Source organism: Natronogracilivirga saccharolytica, from assembly GCF_017921895.1.
Lineage (GTDB): Bacteria > Bacteroidota > Rhodothermia > Balneolales > Natronogracilivirgulaceae > Natronogracilivirga > Natronogracilivirga saccharolytica.
The window spans coordinates 432,873-450,741 of sequence record NZ_JAFIDN010000002.1 but is presented as its reverse complement, the minus strand read 5'-3'; the positions used below and the strand labels follow the sequence as shown (position 1 = coordinate 450,741).

Genomic DNA, 17,869 nt, shown 5'->3' with positions numbered 1-17,869 from the left:
ATCAGATGATGTGACATGACCGGACAAGCACGTCATTTACAAATCATATGGGGGCTTCATTAGTCATTGATATTTTTTATATTTGATCCTTGCTGAAGTACGGAATCCGGATGAGTGTCAGCACCCAATTGGCCGCATATGACCTCATTCCTGCAGACTGCTGAGTATGCAGCCCGGCCGCACTTCCTTTCAATATTAGGACTGTAAAATGATGCCCTCCAAACAGACGGACCGGCATCCAATCTGTATCGCTGGATTTATATGTTATTAGGTATACTACGGGAAAACAGAGCCGGAGAAACCCGCGTTGCGCTGTCACCGGATGGCGTTTCTGCGGCAAAAAAGCTGGGGCTTGAGGTCGGAATCGAAGCCGGCGCAGGAAGCCGCTCATTCTTCAGTGATGAATCCTATCAAGTACAGGGTGCCCGAATTTTCCACGACCGCTCAGAACTTTTGGCCGATGCCGATATCGCGGTGCAGGTCAATCCGCCCGATGAAGATGTTATAACGCAGCTGAAAGCAGACACTGTATGGATCAGCTTCATGAGTCCGGGTGAAAACCAGGACCGGATCCGCAGCATGGAATCGGCCAATGTCACGGTGATGTCCATGGAGTCCATCCCGCGAATTTCGCGTGCTCAGAGCATGGATGCGCTCTCATCGATGGCATCCATTGCCGGCTACAAGGCGGTGCTGGTTGCTGCATCCGCCCTGGGTAAATACATGCCGATGATGATGACCGCCGCCGGCACCATCCCGCCTGCAAAAGTGCTTGTGCTCGGGGCTGGTGTTGCCGGTCTGCAGGCCATTGCAACAGCCAGAAGGCTTGGTGCGGCCGTGGAAGCTTTTGATGTGCGTTCTGCCGTCAAAGAACAGGTTGAAAGCCTTGGAGCTGCGTTTGTTGAAGTGGAGATGGACGAAGATGCCGAAGGGGAAGGCGGGTATGCGAAGGAACTGGATCAATCCAGCCGGGAAAAACAGCAGGAGCTGATCCACAAACATGCCGCGAAGTCGGATATTGTCATCACCACCGCCCTGGTGCCGGGAAAAAAAGCGCCGGTTCTTGTAACCGAGCCCATGGTCAGGGATATGATGCCGGGATCAGTGATTCTCGATATGGCCGCCGGCCAGGGTGGCAACTGCGAGCTCAGCAGGCCTGACGAGGAGATTGAACAGCATCAGGTTACGATTTTCGGTCCGACCAACCTCCCGGCAAGCATGCCGGTGAATGCAAGCCGGCTGTACGGGAAAAATATCCTGGCGCTGCTGGGACACCTTATTAAAGACGGCAAAATGACATTTGATTTTGAAGATCAGATCACCAGAGACACCATACTCACCCATAACGGAAAGGGGGGCAGGTGATGGAAACACTCATATTCAACCTGTTTATATTCATCCTCGCCTGCTTTGTCGGATTTGAGGTCATATCCAAAGTTCCCACGACACTGCATACCCCGCTGATGTCCGGCGCCAATGCCATTTCCGGCATCACCGTTGTGGGCGCCCTGGTAATCGCGGGCTCCTCTGATTCGGCGCTGAGCACCTGGCTCGGTTTTGCAGCCCTTGTTTTTGCTACCATCAACGTTGTTGGGGGATTCATGGTGACTGACCGGATGCTCGGAATGTTCAGAAAAAAGGAGGGTGACCAATGAGCAATTTACTGCCGGATTACATGCAGACATGGGTGCCTGACCTGATTCAGCTGGCGTATCTTATTGCTTCTGTGCTGTTTATCCTGGGACTGAAGCGCCTCAGCTCACCCGACACGGCCCGCACAGGCAATCAGATGGCTGCAACCGGAATGCTGATCGGCGTGGTTGTGACCCTGCTTGATCAGCAAATCCTCACATTTGAATACATCATAGCCGGAGTGATCATCGGAGCGGTGGCCGGGACTTTTATTGCCCGCACGGTACCGATGACCGATATGCCGGAGATGGTGGCCATGTTCAACGGATTCGGCGGAATCGCATCCGCACTGGTTGCCAGCGGCGAATACTTCCGGTTCAGCGATGCGGATCCGGGAATGCAGGCTGTGATAACCGTATCCCTCAGTGTACTGATCGGCTCGGTCACCTTTACCGGAAGCCTGATGGCCTATGGAAAACTGAGCGGACTCATCAACGGAAATGCCACAAGGTTTGCCGGGCAGAGGTGGATAAATCTGGGCATCCTCACAATTATTATTGTTGCTGCCGGATTCTTTGCTGCCGGTGTTGATCCCGTTACGGCCTTTGCCGTTCTGGCCGGACTTTCCCTGCTGCTGGGTATCCTTTTTGTGCTGCCGATCGGCGGAGCTGACATGCCGGTGGTGATATCCCTCCTCAACTCACTGTCCGGACTTGCCGCATCGGCTACCGGATTTGTGCTCGACAACAACCTGCTGATCATCAGCGGGACGCTTGTCGGTGCCGCCGGACTCATTCTGACCATGATCATGTGTAAAGGCATGAACCGGACACTGACTGATGTTCTGTTCGGAGCATTCGGAGGCTCCATGGAGGCCGGAAGCGAAACCGATGGTGATAAAACCATACGGAAAGTGCAGGCCGATGATGTTGCCGTGATGACGGCCTATTCCAAACGGGTGATTATCGTGCCCGGCTATGGCCTGGCTGTCGCCCAGGCGCAGCACGCCATCCGTGAGGCCGCCGAGCATCTGGAGAAAAAGGGCGTGGATGTCCGCTATGCGATTCATCCGGTTGCCGGACGCATGCCCGGCCATATGAATGTCCTTCTGGCGGAAGCGAATGTCCCCTATCCCCAGCTTTATGACATGGAAGAAATCAACGACGAATTTTCCAATACCGATGTGGTGCTGGTGCTTGGCGCCAATGATGTGGTGAATCCGGCTGCCAATAACAATCCCGCAAGTCCTATCTACGGCATGCCCGTTTTGAATGTGGAAAAGGCAAAAAGCGTGGTCGTGTTCAAGCGGAGTATGAATCCGGGATATGCCGGTATTCAAAACGATCTGTTTTTCAATGAAAACAGCTACATGTTTTTCGGAGATGCCAAAAGTTCTGTCACCGATTTGATCGCGGCGCTCAAAGAGCTTTAGGCTGGTTCTGCGGATGATTGAAACATTGCGCCCGGATCAGAATGTAAAGTAGCGCACGTGCTCTTGCCTCATGTATTCTGCAACCTCGGGTGGTGCCGCCATGCCGATACCTTCAGCCAGATCATCCTCATCAGCTTCACGGTTAGGAAGATAGATACCACAAACTTCGACCTGCACTCCCTGTGCTGTCAGATTATTGAGAAGGTCTCCGGGTGAACGGTCGGCTTGTACAAAATGCAACCCGTGTCACGCCATAAGAAAAATTTCCAGCCATAACAGCACATATCGGATACAAAAATACATTTTTTTATTAAAAAAAATATTCTACTGTATTTATAAGTGTAGTATACAGCTGTTATTTATGACTACACCCTAAACCTTAACAATAAAAAAGGAGGTATCATGAATAACACGAAAATATCGCACTTTACATCCATGACTGAACAGGAGTGTAAAATGGTAAACGGGGGAGGCGGCTGGATTTCCCGGGTTATTTCCCAGTTTATTACCGATCTTAAATGCGGCTGCGAAGGAGTTATTGACGGAGACGTTGCAAGATCGGGTGTTGGTTCCATGGTCAGGTAGTTAACCAAGAACACTAAACTCTAAAGTCATGAGAGAACATAAATCAATCACCTTTTTATCCGAAAACGAACTGAGGTCTGTTTTTGGAGGAAACCCTGTCGTATTCGGTTTTCTGGCTGGATATATTGTCACCGAAGTAATAAATGGTATTCAGCAGGGAATCAGCGCTGATTGCAGTGAGGCTACATGCTGCAATGAATGATGTAATGAAACCTGTTACCATCCTCTCAGATGGTGACAGGTTTTCTTTTTAACGTAATCCAGAACAAAAGTCATGGCTCCATATTATGTGAAATTCATAGTAACCATCATAATTACCATGATTGTTACAAACTGCACAATCTCATTTTTTGATATTGGAAACCTGTTTGCCAACAGACATATCGGTTACACGCTTCATCTTTTGCTGTTTCTGATTGTATATACCGGTGTCTATTACACCTTTGGTCCGTTCACGAGGAATAAAGGAAATGCCCGGAAAAACGGGGGATGATGAATCCTTGAATATTTGCTGGTTACCTGCTGGTGAGAGACTCTGAGTATTTTTTCCGTTTCAGGTCAATTCAAAAAAGCTGACATGGTGGTATACTCGTGATATGCGCTCGGGTATACGTATTCGAATGAACCTGATTCGTAAATACTTTGCGCTGCAGCATAAGGATTGCCGTTTCTGAACTGTTCATCACGAAATGTATACGACATTATCTGTTCTGTTTTAGAAACCAAAGTGACATGAAAGGTTTCTTCCAAATCGTGGACAGAAAAATCTTCTTTTGCAGGCTTGACTACAATTTTGTTGGTTGGATAAAACCAACCCTCTCTGTCAGGATCTTGTTTGCCGGCAGCTGAGGAATAATACACAAGCTGATGCCGGGCAAAACTGTGTTGATTCAGACCTTCATAATAACTGTAGAAATGACGTCTGTCCATATTTGAAGGCAACCGGAAGATCACCGGGCGCCCAGACTCAACAAACTGTGCCGGCACCTCACTGATCGGCTCATGGGAATATAGCCTCAACGGCTGGAGTCCGTACGACCGGATCAGTTTATTAAAGGCATCGGGATCGGCATCTTCTGCCGGATAGACGGCGATAATATCATGGCTCAAATGGACATGGACCGTGTCCTCATTAACAATGTAATATTCCCGGTCGTATTGCAGGTCCGGAGATTCATCTGAAGAGACCAATCTGTCACAGGAGAACACCCAAAAGCCGCCAAAAATGATCGTGATGAACAAATACGAATATCTCATAAGCCCCCTCCTTATCGGTTTCAGGGTTACATCAAGCAACATCCCGCCACACAAACAACCCTTGCCGGCAATTTTGCTCTACGAAATTGTTATATTAAATATCAGCATTTTCCAGAAAAAAAACTGCAATACACCATGGCCTTTTCTTCCTCTGAAAAAAATGAAATTGAAAAATTAATGGATGATTTTCTGAAACGTCGGCGGCCTCCGGAAGATATGCGCGATAAGCTGGATCTTTCCTATCGCATTAAAAATCAGAGCATCGAGATATTCGAATTACGGCCTCAGTTTATTCGGCCGGACAAAACAATGGAAGACCCCGTAGCCAAAATCACATTTGTGAGGAAGCAGAATGCCTGGAAAGTCTACTGGATGATGTCGGACCTGAAATGGCATAGTTTTGAGCATCAACCGCAAACCGACACTCTGGCCAGGGCCTTGCAGATTATTGATGAAGATGAAACCGGAGCTTTCTGGGGTTAGGCAACTATCTCAAACTCTCCAGCAACGCATCCGTCGAGTAGGGAACTCCCTCCGATATCACCGTGTGAAGGTGATCATGAAATGGAATGGATTCCAGCGGATTTTCTGTGAGCAGAATCAGATCCGCCCGGTAGCCGGGCGCTACTTTCCCGGATTTGCCTTCTTCATTCAGGTAGCGTGCAACATTAACCGTTCCTGTTTTGAGTGCCTCGAACGGCGATAGTCCGGCATCAACATACAGCGCCAGCTCGCGATGAGCCGAAAACCCCGGAGGATTGAAGATCTGGGGCGCATCTGCACCAAGCATGATTCCGGCTCCTTCCTCGTGCAAAGCCAGTGTAATCCGGTCCCGTATCTCCAAAAACCGCCGTGCACGGTCGGGATCATACATTTCACCTTCCCGAAGGTCGGTTACAAACTCAGACCAGTTTTCCACCATCTCCTCCGGAAGAAATGACATTCCCGGCCACTCCTGCATGGTTTCTACCGATAAATCAGGATTCAGCACATTATGGAGCAACGTATTGGTCGGAACATTCCAGACACCGGCCTCCCTTGTAATGCGGGCCGCTTCGCGGATGCGTTCATCCACGACATGATCCGTCAGATCGTAGCCGAAATAAATAACCGGCGGATCTTCCCGGCCCTCCGGTGCATCGGCAATAAACTCCATATAACGGTCAAGGTGGTCGATGGTGCCCTTGCCCGCATCCAGGCTGCGCTCGAGCCCCACATCAAACGAAATATGTCCGGAAAACTCCATATCCAGCTCATGAGCCTTCCCGGTAATGGCTTCGAATTCTTCCAGGGTTAATCCGGGATGGAACTTGAGCAGGTCATATCCCGCATCATGCTGCTCGCGAACCATTTGCCTTCCCTGCTCCGGACTGTCGACCGACTGCCCGCTGAATCCGGGTCCGGACGTGATTATTCGCGGACTGGAAATGCTGCTTTCATCAGCCTTTTCACGCAACTCCAGATGCAACGGCTGGCCCAGCATGCCACGAACGGTGGTTATTCCCTGAGCCAGGTACATGCGGAGGGTTTCTTCCGGATCCATATGCTGGTCGGGACCGGGTATATGCCCGTGCATCTCGGCGAGCCCCGGCATCAGATACAGTTCGCCGGTAATCATTTGTGCATTTTCCGGGATTTCGATGTCATTCGCAGGCCCCATCCGGTCAATCCGGCCGTCACGTACAATGACGGTGTAATTGCGTTTTATCTCTTCATCCTCCATGGTAAGCACATGAACATCATGGATGGCCAGCACTTCGGAAGCTGCCGCAGTATGATTCGGGTTTGCAGCCGAATTTGCTGCAAAGGTGACTATCACCACGCTGATGTATACCAGTAAACGCATAGGCCAGAAATTGATGTAAGATTAAGGAAGTCAGTGAAAAACTGCTGTATCATTCCGATGAACATGCATCATGATAAACACTGCTTCCTTCAAAATACACCCGTTCTTTTTTTCATAAAACATCCGGCGAATTATTTATATTATAGTCCTCTAATTATTGTAAATTTTTGTTGGGGAAAAGAAGTCACTTCAGAAAAATTATTATCCGTATGAACAGGAGCAGTGTACATATTCCTGCCGCTTCCGAATATGACTCCGGACTGATGCCGGGCTGGCACGTCTGGCAAAATGACCAGGCTTTGCGCGGCATGACCTTGAAAATGGTACCGCTGATTGGTGTGCTCGTCCTGTTCATGTACACCGATTACACACTGCTCCATAATCTCACGGTGTCGCTTATCCGGCTGATCCCCATAGCCCTGGCCGCAACGCTGCTTTTCTTTAACCTGACAACCGAAGGCTACCAAACGCAGAAGCGCCATTTATACAACGTACTTCTCATCAGTCTCCTGCTTATGATGTTCGTCAGGGTCATTCTGCTGGATGATAATCCCGAGATCGGAGGAAGCCTGGCGGGACTGCTGCTGGTGGTGCTGGTCTTGTCGTTAGAGCTGCGAACCAATCTGGCGATAACCATGGGTGTTTACCTGCTGTCACCCGTCGTGTTTACCTTTTTTGCTTTCTACCCGGAGAACGTCTGGGATATCAGCTATTTCAATATTTATCCCATGATGATCGCCGGTCTGTTGTTCAACATCATCCAAAGCAGATACAGTTTTCAGACCTTCAAAAGTCAGTACATGCTCGGTGTAGAAAAGCAGCGTGCCGAAGCACTGTATCGCGAAACAAAGGAGCACAATGAAGCCATAAACCGGGCCAACCTGATGCTCCGTGATTCGGAAAAAACACTGAAAGAAACTCTCCAGACTCGTGAAAAGCTGATTTCGATCATCGCTCATGATCTTCGCAATCCTTTCAATACCATCACCGGCTACAGCGACATTATCAGCACCGAGTCAGACAACCTGACCAGACAGGAAATTTCCGACTATGCCCGGATGATCAACAAATCCAGTCACAACACACTTAATCTGATAGACAACCTGCTGAGCTGGGCCCGGAGCCAGACGGGAAAAATCGCACTGGATCCGCGGCCTCATTCTGTGCCGGATCTGCTGAACGATGTCATTGACGTTATCAGTGTTCAGGCCGATGCAAAAAACATCAGCTTTGATCCGGATATGCCCGCGGACCTGATTGTTGAGATGGACTATGCCACCATGTCTGCGGTATTTCGCAACTTGTTGTCGAATGCGATAAAATTCACCCCGCAAAACGGTAAAATTGCCATTTCAGCAGACAAAGAGTATGACCATGACGGAAATGCGACGTCAATTTCTGTGAAAATCAGGGACACCGGTGCCGGTTTTTCAGGTGAACATCTTGATGATCTGATAAAAGAAGGAAAAGCCGCCTCACGTCCGGGCACCGACAATGAAAAGGGAACCGGACTGGGTCTGATGATATGCCACGATTTTACAGAACGCAACAGCGGCACCCTGTCAGCACGGAACATACCCGATGGGGGTTCCGAGTTTACAGTTACGCTTCCGTATCGCCTGCGTTAGCGCCGGCGGCAGTACAGGCGATAACCCCGCACCTTTTTTCAGTCAGATCTGTGGACCGCAGCCACACAGCCTCTGCCGGCCAGCCAGGATGACCGGCAGAGGCTGTGATTATCATTTCTTACCTGCTGCGTGTTTCGCGATATCAGGGCATATCATCAGGGCAGGGAAACCACCTCGCTGGTTGCGTCCCCATACCCCTGCCTCGGCACAAAATAGGCCTGCACATCACCTTCCCGCCGCTGAACAGGGATATGGAACTGACCATTCTGAACCTCACCCCGTGCATTCGTCACCTCCGGATCCTCGTCCTGCGATCCTTTTGTCGTGATCGTCAGAATTACCGTCCCTCCTGGAACGGGATCTCCTTCGGATGTGATCACAACCCCTCCGAAGCCGCCATCCCGGAAACCGAACTCCTCAATCCTGGTGGAAAGACCGGTCACTACATCCAGCTCGGCACCACCGAGCCGGTGCATAACATGTCCGTTCGCATCATATGGATCGACGATCAGTGACTGGATACTGACCCGGTTTGGCTCTTCCAGCTTATGTGTCGGCCGGTCTTTGACCCCGATAGGCGGAAGCGATCCGGTAAATTCCATCATCACTTCAACCTCGGTCGTCTCATTTGCATCGAGGTCAAGCCACCGGTGCTCAAGATAGGTCCGGTAATAGGGATTGTTCTGATCCAGGCCGACATACACCCGCGTGGGCAGATCATACGGATTGCTGACCTCCACACTGGTTATCCGCCGGGTAGCCGGCGAAGCCGTGGGTGAGATAAACCGGTCATAATTCGATTGAGCGATATTGTTCAGTTCGGTCATTTCGGTAACCGGAGGTTCGCCCGGACGGGTATACAGGGGGATACGCACCACTATACAGTAATGACCATCGGAGGGAGGCACCCAGTTTGTGCTGAACTCAACTGTTTCTCCGGGATCGATATCCTGTATATCACTGCCAAGATAGGACTCGGGCACACTTCCGATATTGTAGTTCTTTACATAAAAATCAACCTGCACACCAGGTGCATCAAGCATGCCGTTGTTTTTGACTTTCGCGATAACCGTGTTCGGATTGCCCTGCCACGGTACATTAAACCACTCCGGGTTATTGGCATTGCGCTCGTTGCGAACCTCGATATCCGGTGTCTGCCACGGCGGGGCGCCCCAGGGTCGTATGGACGGATCGGGTTTGTCATTCACCCCATACCTGATGCGCAAGTCTGCACTGTTGTCCTGAATGTTGAGCGCAGTGGCTTCAAACTCAACAGGATATATAGGCGATGTATTATCGGTTTCACGGTAGGCCTGGCCTTCACCCAGCACAGCACCCACACTTCCCGGAAATTGGGGCAGCCGCAGAATGGCCGGACGGGCAAACGGTGGCACAAATGGGTCGCTGCGGGCATCGGTTCCCAGAATACGGCGGTTCGACGGGAGCTGAAGATCCGCTATCTGCGTATCATCACGATTTCTGAACTCAAAATAATAATTGAGTCCGTCTGTAATCCTGATCTCGGCCCCGACAAAATTTCCGGATCCCGGATTTCCGGATGATGGCCTGCGAAGTGATATCGTTTCATCCACATCGGTACCCAGGTTTGCGAAGTTATACCCTCGAACCCAGTCCTCGTCAGTCCAGCCCAGGCGCAGCCGGTTTGGCAGGGTGAAATTTGGAATTCGCCTGTCGGCATGCATGATATCCCAGTGGCCGGGATTACGACCGCTCACTTCGGGAGTATAAAGATCCGGGAGGCCGAAGTTGTGCCCCAGTTCGTGCATGGTTGTGGCATAGAGCTGGCGTCCGTCACGCTCCGTCCAGTCGTTCGGCATTTGCATCGCACCCAGGGTCACATTGCCGTCGGATGTCGTCCACCAGGCTCCCCTGCCGAGCGTTGCCCTTGGCCAGGCAAAGCTGGCCGTTGTGTCATCGACCGCACCGACACTTTGAGATACAATCAGCACCGAATTGAACTGGTTGTAGTTGATGTCATCATCAGCGGTGGTTATGGCGGCCTGGGCATGGGCACCCAGTCCGGCTCCGGCTCCGACTTCATCCCAGTTGCCATCCAGCTGATAAGGACCAAACATCTCCATGGTTACATCCGCCCGGTTCAGGGATGCTTCCTGAACATATCTGCGAACGCTTCGCACAGTACCATCCGGCATGGTGAAGCCGTCTGTCATATGCTCCTGCCACCGCGTACGAAACTCATCCAGCTCATCATCGTCACTGGTAAAGCGCTGATCTTCGGTATCCACAAATATCAAAGCGATATTCTGCTGTCCGGTGCTGAGATTGGTGCCGACATTTTGCAGTCCGGAAGGACCGCCTCCCCAGGCTGAACCAACCACCGGTCCCGGTCCGGATGCCTGGGTGACAAAGGAGGGCCCGCGGCTTCCGCCGGCACTTCTGACCGTGACTTTGAAGGATGCCTCTCCGACCACGTCACCGGTGCTTTCCTGCACCGCTTCAAGCGTATACTCTCCGGGACGGGGTCCTGCTATCAGCATGGTATGGGGCTGCTGCGGATCGAAAGTGCGGTCCCGGGAATCGGAAACCACGCCGCCATGAGCTCCTTCGGCAACCCGGAAGCTCAGATCGTCAAATCCAACGTCCTGGATTCCAATCAGTACGGGCACCCGGGCATAGGAGCCGACATACATGGCCTCTTCCGGAGCCTCAAGTGTTACCGTCCCGGGTTCTATTTCCGGAAGGGCTTCTGTGGGAACGCAGGACGTCATCAAAACCAGTGCAAAAACAAATAACAGATTAGCAGCAGAAAACAGTCTCCCGTCAGCACCGCTTTCATGGCAATTCAGGCCCATACTGCCCGGAGTCACTTCGGCTGTTTTCGGGCGGAATACACCGCCGGCATGGAATACCTCTTTGATCGTGTTCATTTGGAGATAGGATTATGGTTTAGGGGGGATGCACTTGAAATGATGTGCATGATCATCAGAACACAGCTGCAGACGTAACAATATTTTACAAATATAAGCATTTGTTTTTGCTGCGCCTACACCTTTTTTGCCATGCCGCAGACCTGTCCCCCGCTCCCCTGAAAGTGCCCTTAAAGCCTTCATCTTCACATTCTGCGCGATTTTTTATACCTTGCTATTGGATCAGTTCTACTGTTCCGGACTATCATTTTTCATTTATCCGGCGCTGATTTTTGCGCCGCTGACATAATTTATTACATATAACCGGCGCCGGTTTTTGCGCCGCAAAACATCGCACCGCAGAACATAAAAGTATTGCCACCGCCAATTCAGGCGGCCACAAACCAAGGAGGTTTTTATGAGCAACGGATGTGACCGCAGAACCTTCCTCAAGAAAAGTCTTGCAACAACGGCAGGGATCGGCCTGGTGGGAACCACCGGGATTTTTGCGAAAACGAAAGCCTGGGCAACCGAACCGGCCAACGGACCGATGCCTGTCCGGCCTCTGGGCAAAACCGGTCATCAGGTAAGTATTTTCAGTCTCGGCGGGGAGACCACCATTGAGATGGCCGACCGTCATGATGAAGCGGTTGAGATTATCAACCGCGCACTGGATCTCGGCGTCAACTATATCGATACAGCCGCATGGTACGGCAATGGAGCAAGTGAGCTGAACATCGGGGCGGCAATCAAAGATCGCCGGGATGAGGTCTTCCTGGCCACCAAAAGCCATGATTATACCTACGACGGCACGATGCGCCTGGTCGACCAGAGCCTGCACCGCCTGCAAACCGACTACATCGACCTGTATCAGCACCATTTTGTCGGACATTTCGGTCAGCTCGAAGACCTTCAGAAGGAAAACAGTGCCCGGCAGGCATTCGAGCGCCTGAAGGATGAAGGCGTTATCGGCAACATCGGCGTGACCGGACACTCTTCCCGCATTCTTTCCGATGCCCTTCAGGACTATCCCTATGACTGCGCACTGATTACCATCAATGCCGCTCAGGTGGTCATGGACGATACCGACCAGCTCGACCGTTTCTTCGAAATCGCGAAGGAAAAGGAGGTGGGTGTGATTGCCATGAAGGTGGCCAACCGCGGCCGGTTGCTTGAAAAGGGACTGTCGATCCGGCAGCTGCTTCCCTATACCATGAGCTATCCGGTATCCACTACGATCATGGGCATATCAGCCATCCCGCACCTGGAAGAAGACGTGCGTATCGCCAGCTCATTCGAGCAATTGAGCGAGGAAGAAATGGCAGAAATACGGGCTGTTGCACAGGGGTAAATGCATCATGCGGTAACCGCTTCACGTTATCCGGCTGACGCCACAGGTTTCCGTTTTATATCCGTGCGAATTTTTCGGGAAGAACGAACTAATCAACTGAGACAGCTGTTGTGTCTGATTCCTGCCTGCCAGGATGTTACAACTGATCTGTCAACCAATCGTTCTGTTTCCAAAGTTCGCTTATGATGCTTTTTGATATTCTGCCGGTACCGCTGCTTGCAACGTCAGATTTTCTGACAGATTCAGGATTTATTTCCCAGATTCTCAATGCAGATCTGCTTCAATTTCTTACTGAAATCAAACACTTCCATTCTGTCACCTGGCTGAATGGTTTCCTTTTTACACTGGCTGCCGGAGTACTTGTATTTCTGCTGAAAAGAGAAACCGACCGCCTGGACCAGCATCAAATCACTCTTGAACAAAACAAATCCTCCCTAAACAGTACGAATCAAACCCTGAAATCCGCAGTTAAGCGGATGCAGGCCGGTACCATTACTAAAACCGGCAATAACAACCGGACGGAACAGCGCGTAGCCGCTTCAGACAAAGCACGACCGAAACAAGTTGCAGAACATCCATCAGAAAGTGCTCATCAACCAACAGCTTCTATGGAGGCCAACGAACTTGATGAGCTCAGAGCAAGTTTCCGTGCCGACACCATCGTAACTCTGATAGCTGAGAACTTCCGCGCTGAAGCAAATAAGATGAACAAGAAGTTCTCATCGCTTATTGGCAATTCACGTAAAATGGCCGAGATCAATCCGGACTACCTGGAAAACATTCTCCGGTCTGTATTGCGGAAAGCTCTGCACCTGACACCTGAAAAAGGCGGAATAAACATGACAGCTTCAGAAGGCCGCGACGGTCAATACCATGTCGAAGTCTGGTTCGCTGATGAAAGCATTTCAGGCAAGGATTTGAAACCTTTCTTCCAGAACAGTAACTCATATGAATCGGTACAAACAGATTTGTCAGACGATGTCAGTCATGAAAGTACCGGCACATTTGATCTCTTTACCCCCCTTGATCACAGTATAACGAAGCCTGTCAGAGTCTCCGTTTTGGATAAAGGTGGTTTGCGGTTCGATATATCCATTCCGCTTTCTGAGACACATTCACGTCAGCGGCATCTTGATCTGATGAGTTTGAGTGTAGATTTCGCCAGCAGCCTGCGGTAGAAAACGTCAATCCGTTTCTACACTTCTGCCAAAATCTTCGGGGGAAACAATTCCTGCTGACAGGATCAGCTTCATTCCCTGCTCCACGCTGATATTCAGCGGAATAACATCCTCGGTCGGGACCAGTGTCAGCATCCCGGTCGTCGGGTTGGGCGGCAGCGGGATGTAGACGTTCGTCAGGGAGCGGGTCCGGGTTTCACTTTCCCGAAAACTCATCTCATTGGTCACAAAACCGATCGAATAGGTTCCTTTCCGCGGATATTCGATCATGCAAACCTCCTGGAATGTCCGGCCTTTCTGCTCGGGTGAAAAGGCGTTAATAAGCTCACGGGCGCCGCTGTAAACTGACTTGGCAAGCGGAATATTAAGAAATATCCGTTCCATAACGTGAATGGTGAACTTTACAACCAGATTCCTGGAAAAATACCCTACCAGGAAGATGATTATAATGGCAGTGATGAAGCCCAGAGCCGGAATATCAAGTCCGATGTACCGGTAAAATGGTGAGGCAATGCCATCGATAGCTGAGAAAAGAAACTGTAACACCCAGATGGTGATCAAGGCCGGGATGAGAATCGCGAGTCCGCGCAAAAAGGACTGCCTGACTTTCTTGAAAAAGTCCTGGGTGTTGTCTTCGCCGGAAAAAGGCTGAATACTTTTTTTTCGGGATCTCTTCTGCTCAAACATTGTGGTATAAAGTTATGGTATATCGGGTATTTGAATCTGCCGTTGCTTTTCCATTAATTCAAACTACCATCCAAAAGTTCAAAATAAGCCCGTGCAAGCGGCCGGTCTTTACCGGGAAAAGTTCTGTGATTATCATCAGATTGTTTCATTACCGGTGCATGACAATATACTTTCTTTCCGGGACACTGGCTAAGGTATAAGGGCTTGCCAGATGCAGGCTTGCCGGATGCGGGCTTGCCGTGTACGGCATTTCGGGAGTCTCCTTCCCGACATTGTCATTTAGTCCGAATCATTGTAACATCCATTATGATAAAGCAGAACAGCAGAGATGTCCTGGTTGTGGGGGTGGCACTGTTTGCCATGTTTTTCGGGGCCGGAAACCTCATCTTTCCGCCCTATATGGGTCTGTTGGCCGGAGTGGACTGGCAATGGGCGCTTCTCGGATTTCTGATAACGGGCATCGGCATGCCGCTGCTGGGAATTATGGCTGCTGCCCGGGCCGGCGGTACCATCGAGCATATGGGGAGCAGGGTGAGCCCATGGTTCGGACTGGCGCTGAGTATCGTGATCATTCTTGCCATCGGGCCGCTGCTGGCCATTCCGCGCACCTGCGCGACGGCCTTTGAACTTGGTGTGCGTCCGTCCTGGGAAGGCTTCCCGCGTTTTCTGTTCTCCATCATCTTTTTCGGCATCGCCCTGCTGTTTTCACTGAATCGCACTGCCGTTGTTGATAAAATTGCCAAATTTCTGACACCTTTGCTTCTGATCACCCTGACCTGGATCATCCTGAAGGGGATTTTCTCTCCCATGGGAAGTATTACGGGATCCGAGCTTGAGGGTCCGACAGGACGCGGTTTCAGGGAAGGGTATCAGACGATGGATGCGCTGGCATCACTGGTATTTGCCCAGATTGTCATTGGTGCGCTGCTGCTCAAAGGGTACAAAAATGTCAAAGAGCAGGTGATGATGACTTCGATGGCCGGAGGAATTGCCGCACTTGGCCTGGGGCTGGTTTATGGCGGATTGATGTACCTTGGTGCGACGGCCGGTGAGCTGTACGCAACTTCCATAGAGCGAACCGATCTGCTGATCGCTATTGCGTATGAACTGATGGGCGAAACCGGCATGCTTTCGCTGGGACTGGCGGTCAGCCTCGCCTGCCTGACTACCGCTATCGGCCTGACGGCCACAGTGGCCGAATACTTCAGCAGCCTCACAAAAGGATGGCTTCATTACAGGCTTGTAGCTGTGATCACCGTGGTATTCAGCGGGGTATTTGCGACCGTAGGTGTGACAACCATCGTAAACGTCGCCGTGCCGCTGCTGGTGATGGTCTATCCGGTTGCCATCGCCCTGATTATCCTGACGCTCATCGGCGGCCCCTTCGCCGATCGCGCCGTATATACCGGAGCGGTTATCGGTGCTCTGCTGACCAGTGTCCCCGAAGCACTCACCATTGTCGGACTGCCGCTGGATAATCTGGATACGCTGATCGGCTACATCCCCTTATCCGGACAGGGATTCGCATGGCTCATCCCGACTGCAGCCGGAGTTGCAGCCGGCTTCCTGGTCAGGACATTCAGGAGAGAATAAGATATCCTGTCTGATTTCCGGACAACTGCTGCTGCCCGGCCGATGCCCCCATATTATTTCTGCACCAGCACAGGTTTGAACAAATCCTCATACAATGAAGTGATGTAATCCCGGTCTTCATCGGACAGCCGCACGATTCCGCTGGTATTCTCCCTGGCCTGATGCGGTGTTTTGATGCCCGGGATCACCGTGGATACCGCGTCAAAACTGAGAATGAAACTCAAACTGAGTTCGGTTTTGCTGCATCCGTATTTTTCGGTCAGCGGCCAGACTTTCTCAAGCGCATCGAGCGTACGGCCTAAAATATCCGGCGGGAGCCGGAAACTCCGGTGATCATCCGGACCAAAACGGGTTTCTTTCGTGAATTTGCCGGTCAGTACGCCGAATTGCAGAGGCATACGGGCAATCACCCCCATTCCCTGCTTTGCGGCTTTATCCAGAAGAGGCACGCTTTGCTGGTTCAAAATATTCAGCACAAGCTGGAATCCGTTTCCCAGCTCATGTGAAAGTATAAATTCTGCTTCGGGCTCGGGTTCGAAGGTATGCAATGACAAGCCCCAGTAGCGGATTTTGCCTTCCTGCTGCAGTTTATCAAGTGCCTCAAGACACTCCCCGTTTTCCAAATCGGCCACTTTTGCCGTATGAAGCTGGTAGAGATCGATGGTATCTCGCTGGAGGCGCTGCAAGCTCTCGTTACACGCCTCGATCACATATTTTTTTGAGTAATCAACTTGAATGACCCCGTCATCTTTGAGACGGTGTCCGACCTTGCTGGCAATGATGACATCATCCCTGTTGCCAAACACCTCGCCGATCAGCTTTTCTGAATGGCCCAGTCCGTAAAAGTCGGCAGTGTCATAAAAATTAACCCCTTGCCGGTGTGCTTCTTTCAGCGCCTCCCTGGAAACCTGGTCGTCCACATTCCCCCATCCGATGGGAATATTGCCGGCCATGGCCGGACCACCGATGGCCCAGGCACCAAAGCCAACTTCACTGACCATGAGATCTGTATTGCCAAACGGACGATATTTCATACTCATGCACCTCTTTTAGCCATTTATTATCATTTTTTTCCAAACACAGGGCCCTGCAACGGCGGATATAACCCGCGCACCGGGCCTGCTCTCAGAGAGTATCAAAAAGAAAATCCTTTTGCAATGACGATTGCGTTTATCTTTCCTCCTCGAGACGCAGCAGCGGCAGGGACACATTCCATCGCAGTGCGGCAAGCCGAATCGTGAAAATGGTCAGGACAGCAACGATGACGGCCCATACACCAGGGAACTGGAAATAGTGCATCAATGCAAAAAGAATGGCTCCGCACAGGCTGGCAGAAGCGTAAATCTCCCGCCGCAGAATCAGCGGGATCTCGCCTGCAAGTACATCGCGAATCATCCCGCCAACCACGCCTGTGGTCACACCCATAACGACGGCGATACTGTAGGAACCGGTCACTTCGAGTCCGCGCTGAAAACCAATAACAGTAAAAATCGCCAGTCCGGCCGCATCTGCGTACACCAGCGTTCTCATCGGCACCCTCCAGTACCGGACAAGCAGAAAGGTTCCCACTGCTGCAAGCGTGGCAACCAGAAGGTACACATTGTTGGAAATCCAGAATACCGGATGATTGCCGAGAATCACGTCACGAAGCGTCCCGCCGCCGATAGCGGTGACACATCCGAGAACAACCACTCCGAAAATATCCATCCGCTTGCGGCCTGCAGCGAGGGCGCCGGTAACCGCAAATGTTGCCGTGCCAAGCAGATCAAGTATGTACATCATGAGTAACACA

The 17,869-nt window shown here is 51.1% G+C and carries 17 protein-coding genes; 10 read left to right on the top strand and 7 right to left on the bottom strand.

All coding sequences use genetic code 11. The features are described 5' to 3' along the window. Nucleotides 1–261 precede the first annotated feature (261 nt). From NATSA_RS04145 to NATSA_RS04135, 3 genes are read left to right on the top strand one after another with little or no spacing between them, the layout of a single operon-like run. Nucleotides 262–1,365, top strand: coding sequence for a Re/Si-specific NAD(P)(+) transhydrogenase subunit alpha (locus tag NATSA_RS04145; protein WP_210510669.1), 1,104 nt, complete (start codon nt 262–264; stop codon nt 1,363–1,365). Beyond that, nucleotides 1,365–1,655, top strand: coding sequence for an NAD(P) transhydrogenase subunit alpha part 2 (locus NATSA_RS04140; RefSeq protein WP_210510666.1), 291 nt, complete (start codon nt 1,365–1,367; stop codon nt 1,653–1,655). The genes NATSA_RS04145 and NATSA_RS04140 overlap by 1 nt, the downstream gene beginning before the upstream one ends. Continuing rightward, entirely contained in the window at nt 1,652–3,064 is a 1,413-nt protein-coding gene (locus NATSA_RS04135; RefSeq protein WP_210510664.1) for an NAD(P)(+) transhydrogenase (Re/Si-specific) subunit beta, read from the top strand. The genes NATSA_RS04140 and NATSA_RS04135 overlap by 4 nt, the downstream gene beginning before the upstream one ends. Nucleotides 3,065–3,100: 36 nt before the next feature. On the opposite strand, the gene NATSA_RS04130 is transcribed toward NATSA_RS04135, so the two are convergent. Further along, complete coding sequence (locus tag NATSA_RS04130; RefSeq protein ID WP_210510662.1) at nt 3,101–3,304, bottom strand: DsrE family protein; 204 nt, start codon at nt 3,302–3,304, stop codon at nt 3,101–3,103. Between the two features lie 162 nt (nt 3,305–3,466). Here NATSA_RS04130 and NATSA_RS04125 point away from each other — a divergent pair, with 162 nt between their 5' ends. Further along, complete coding sequence (locus NATSA_RS04125) at nt 3,467–3,649, top strand: hypothetical protein (RefSeq protein ID WP_210510660.1); 183 nt, start codon at nt 3,467–3,469, stop codon at nt 3,647–3,649. A 274-nt stretch (nt 3,650–3,923) separates the two neighbouring features. Then, on the top strand, nt 3,924–4,142 hold the full coding sequence (locus tag NATSA_RS04120) for a hypothetical protein (RefSeq protein ID WP_210510658.1): 219 nt from the start codon (nt 3,924–3,926) through the stop codon (nt 4,140–4,142). Nucleotides 4,143–4,207: 65 nt separating this feature from the next. Here the strand turns inward: NATSA_RS04120 and NATSA_RS04115 are convergent, their stop codons facing one another. Then, nucleotides 4,208–4,906: a hypothetical protein gene (locus NATSA_RS04115; RefSeq protein WP_210510656.1), complete on the bottom strand. Its 699-nt coding sequence runs from the start codon at nt 4,904–4,906 to the stop codon at nt 4,208–4,210. Nucleotides 4,907–5,041: 135 nt separating this feature from the next. Between NATSA_RS04115 and NATSA_RS04110 the strand changes: the two genes are divergently transcribed. After that, nucleotides 5,042–5,389 carry a DUF3024 domain-containing protein gene (locus tag NATSA_RS04110; protein WP_210510654.1) on the top strand — a complete coding sequence of 116 codons (348 nt, stop codon included), beginning with the start codon at nt 5,042–5,044 and terminating at the stop codon, nt 5,387–5,389. A 4-nt stretch (nt 5,390–5,393) separates the two neighbouring features. Here NATSA_RS04110 and NATSA_RS04105 read toward each other — a convergent pair whose 3' ends face one another. Beyond that, on the bottom strand, nt 5,394–6,752 hold the full coding sequence (locus tag NATSA_RS04105; RefSeq protein WP_210510652.1) for an amidohydrolase family protein: 1,359 nt from the start codon (nt 6,750–6,752) through the stop codon (nt 5,394–5,396). 209 nt (nt 6,753–6,961) lie between these two features. Here NATSA_RS04105 and NATSA_RS04100 point away from each other — a divergent pair, with 209 nt between their 5' ends. Beyond that, the gene (locus NATSA_RS04100) at nt 6,962–8,380 is read left to right on the top strand and encodes a sensor histidine kinase (RefSeq protein WP_210510650.1); all 1,419 of its coding nucleotides are present in this window, start codon (nt 6,962–6,964) and stop codon (nt 8,378–8,380) included. Between the two features lie 155 nt (nt 8,381–8,535). Here the strand turns inward: NATSA_RS04100 and NATSA_RS04095 are convergent, their stop codons facing one another. Then, nucleotides 8,536–11,289, bottom strand: a complete 2,754-nt coding sequence (locus NATSA_RS04095; RefSeq protein WP_210510648.1) for a CARDB domain-containing protein — start codon at nt 11,287–11,289, stop codon at nt 8,536–8,538. Nucleotides 11,290–11,686: 397 nt separating this feature from the next. Here NATSA_RS04095 and NATSA_RS04090 point away from each other — a divergent pair, with 397 nt between their 5' ends. Next, nucleotides 11,687–12,619, top strand: a complete 933-nt coding sequence (locus NATSA_RS04090; RefSeq protein ID WP_210510645.1) for an aldo/keto reductase — start codon at nt 11,687–11,689, stop codon at nt 12,617–12,619. A 185-nt stretch (nt 12,620–12,804) separates the two neighbouring features. Beyond that, the gene (locus NATSA_RS04085) at nt 12,805–13,797 is read left to right on the top strand and encodes a hypothetical protein (protein WP_210510643.1); all 993 of its coding nucleotides are present in this window, start codon (nt 12,805–12,807) and stop codon (nt 13,795–13,797) included. Between the two features lie 6 nt (nt 13,798–13,803). On the opposite strand, the gene NATSA_RS04080 is transcribed toward NATSA_RS04085, so the two are convergent. Then, on the bottom strand, nt 13,804–14,484 hold the full coding sequence (locus NATSA_RS04080) for a DUF502 domain-containing protein (protein WP_210510641.1): 681 nt from the start codon (nt 14,482–14,484) through the stop codon (nt 13,804–13,806). Between the two features lie 306 nt (nt 14,485–14,790). Between NATSA_RS04080 and brnQ the strand changes: the two genes are divergently transcribed. Further along, nucleotides 14,791–16,077, top strand: a complete 1,287-nt coding sequence (brnQ, locus tag NATSA_RS04075) for a branched-chain amino acid transport system II carrier protein (RefSeq protein WP_210510639.1) — start codon at nt 14,791–14,793, stop codon at nt 16,075–16,077. A 53-nt stretch (nt 16,078–16,130) separates the two neighbouring features. Here brnQ and NATSA_RS04070 read toward each other — a convergent pair whose 3' ends face one another. Both NATSA_RS04070 and NATSA_RS04065 read right to left on the bottom strand, forming a co-directional pair. After that, nucleotides 16,131–17,111: an aldo/keto reductase gene (locus NATSA_RS04070; RefSeq protein WP_210510637.1), complete on the bottom strand. Its 981-nt coding sequence runs from the start codon at nt 17,109–17,111 to the stop codon at nt 16,131–16,133. 136 nt (nt 17,112–17,247) lie between these two features. Then, complete coding sequence (locus tag NATSA_RS04065) at nt 17,248–17,859, bottom strand: trimeric intracellular cation channel family protein (RefSeq protein WP_210510635.1); 612 nt, start codon at nt 17,857–17,859, stop codon at nt 17,248–17,250. Nucleotides 17,860–17,869: the final 10 nt, after the last annotated feature.

Bases quoted from the DNA above. Each gene is read 5' to 3' on its own strand.
- NATSA_RS04145 (WP_210510669.1), top strand. From the start codon at position 262: ATGTTATTAGGTATACTACGGGAAAACAGAGCCGGAGAAACCCGCGTT.
- NATSA_RS04140 (WP_210510666.1), top strand. From the start codon at position 1,365: ATGGAAACACTCATATTCAACCTGTTTATATTCATCCTCGCCTGCTTT.
- NATSA_RS04135 (WP_210510664.1), top strand. From the start codon at position 1,652: ATGAGCAATTTACTGCCGGATTACATGCAGACATGGGTGCCTGACCTG.
- NATSA_RS04125 (WP_210510660.1), top strand. From the start codon at position 3,467: ATGAATAACACGAAAATATCGCACTTTACATCCATGACTGAACAGGAG.
- NATSA_RS04120 (WP_210510658.1), top strand. From the start codon at position 3,924: ATGGCTCCATATTATGTGAAATTCATAGTAACCATCATAATTACCATG.
- NATSA_RS04115 (WP_210510656.1), bottom strand. From the start codon at position 4,906: ATGAGATATTCGTATTTGTTCATCACGATCATTTTTGGCGGCTTTTGG.
- NATSA_RS04110 (WP_210510654.1), top strand. From the start codon at position 5,042: ATGGCCTTTTCTTCCTCTGAAAAAAATGAAATTGAAAAATTAATGGAT.
- NATSA_RS04105 (WP_210510652.1), bottom strand. From the start codon at position 6,752: ATGCGTTTACTGGTATACATCAGCGTGGTGATAGTCACCTTTGCAGCA.
- NATSA_RS04100 (WP_210510650.1), top strand. From the start codon at position 6,962: ATGAACAGGAGCAGTGTACATATTCCTGCCGCTTCCGAATATGACTCC.
- NATSA_RS04095 (WP_210510648.1), bottom strand. From the start codon at position 11,289: ATGAACACGATCAAAGAGGTATTCCATGCCGGCGGTGTATTCCGCCCG.
- NATSA_RS04090 (WP_210510645.1), top strand. From the start codon at position 11,687: ATGAGCAACGGATGTGACCGCAGAACCTTCCTCAAGAAAAGTCTTGCA.
- NATSA_RS04085 (WP_210510643.1), top strand. From the start codon at position 12,805: ATGCTTTTTGATATTCTGCCGGTACCGCTGCTTGCAACGTCAGATTTT.
- NATSA_RS04080 (WP_210510641.1), bottom strand. From the start codon at position 14,484: ATGTTTGAGCAGAAGAGATCCCGAAAAAAAAGTATTCAGCCTTTTTCC.
- brnQ (WP_210510639.1), top strand. From the start codon at position 14,791: ATGATAAAGCAGAACAGCAGAGATGTCCTGGTTGTGGGGGTGGCACTG.
- NATSA_RS04070 (WP_210510637.1), bottom strand. From the start codon at position 17,111: ATGAAATATCGTCCGTTTGGCAATACAGATCTCATGGTCAGTGAAGTT.
- NATSA_RS04065 (WP_210510635.1), bottom strand. From the start codon at position 17,859: ATGATGTACATACTTGATCTGCTTGGCACGGCAACATTTGCGGTTACC.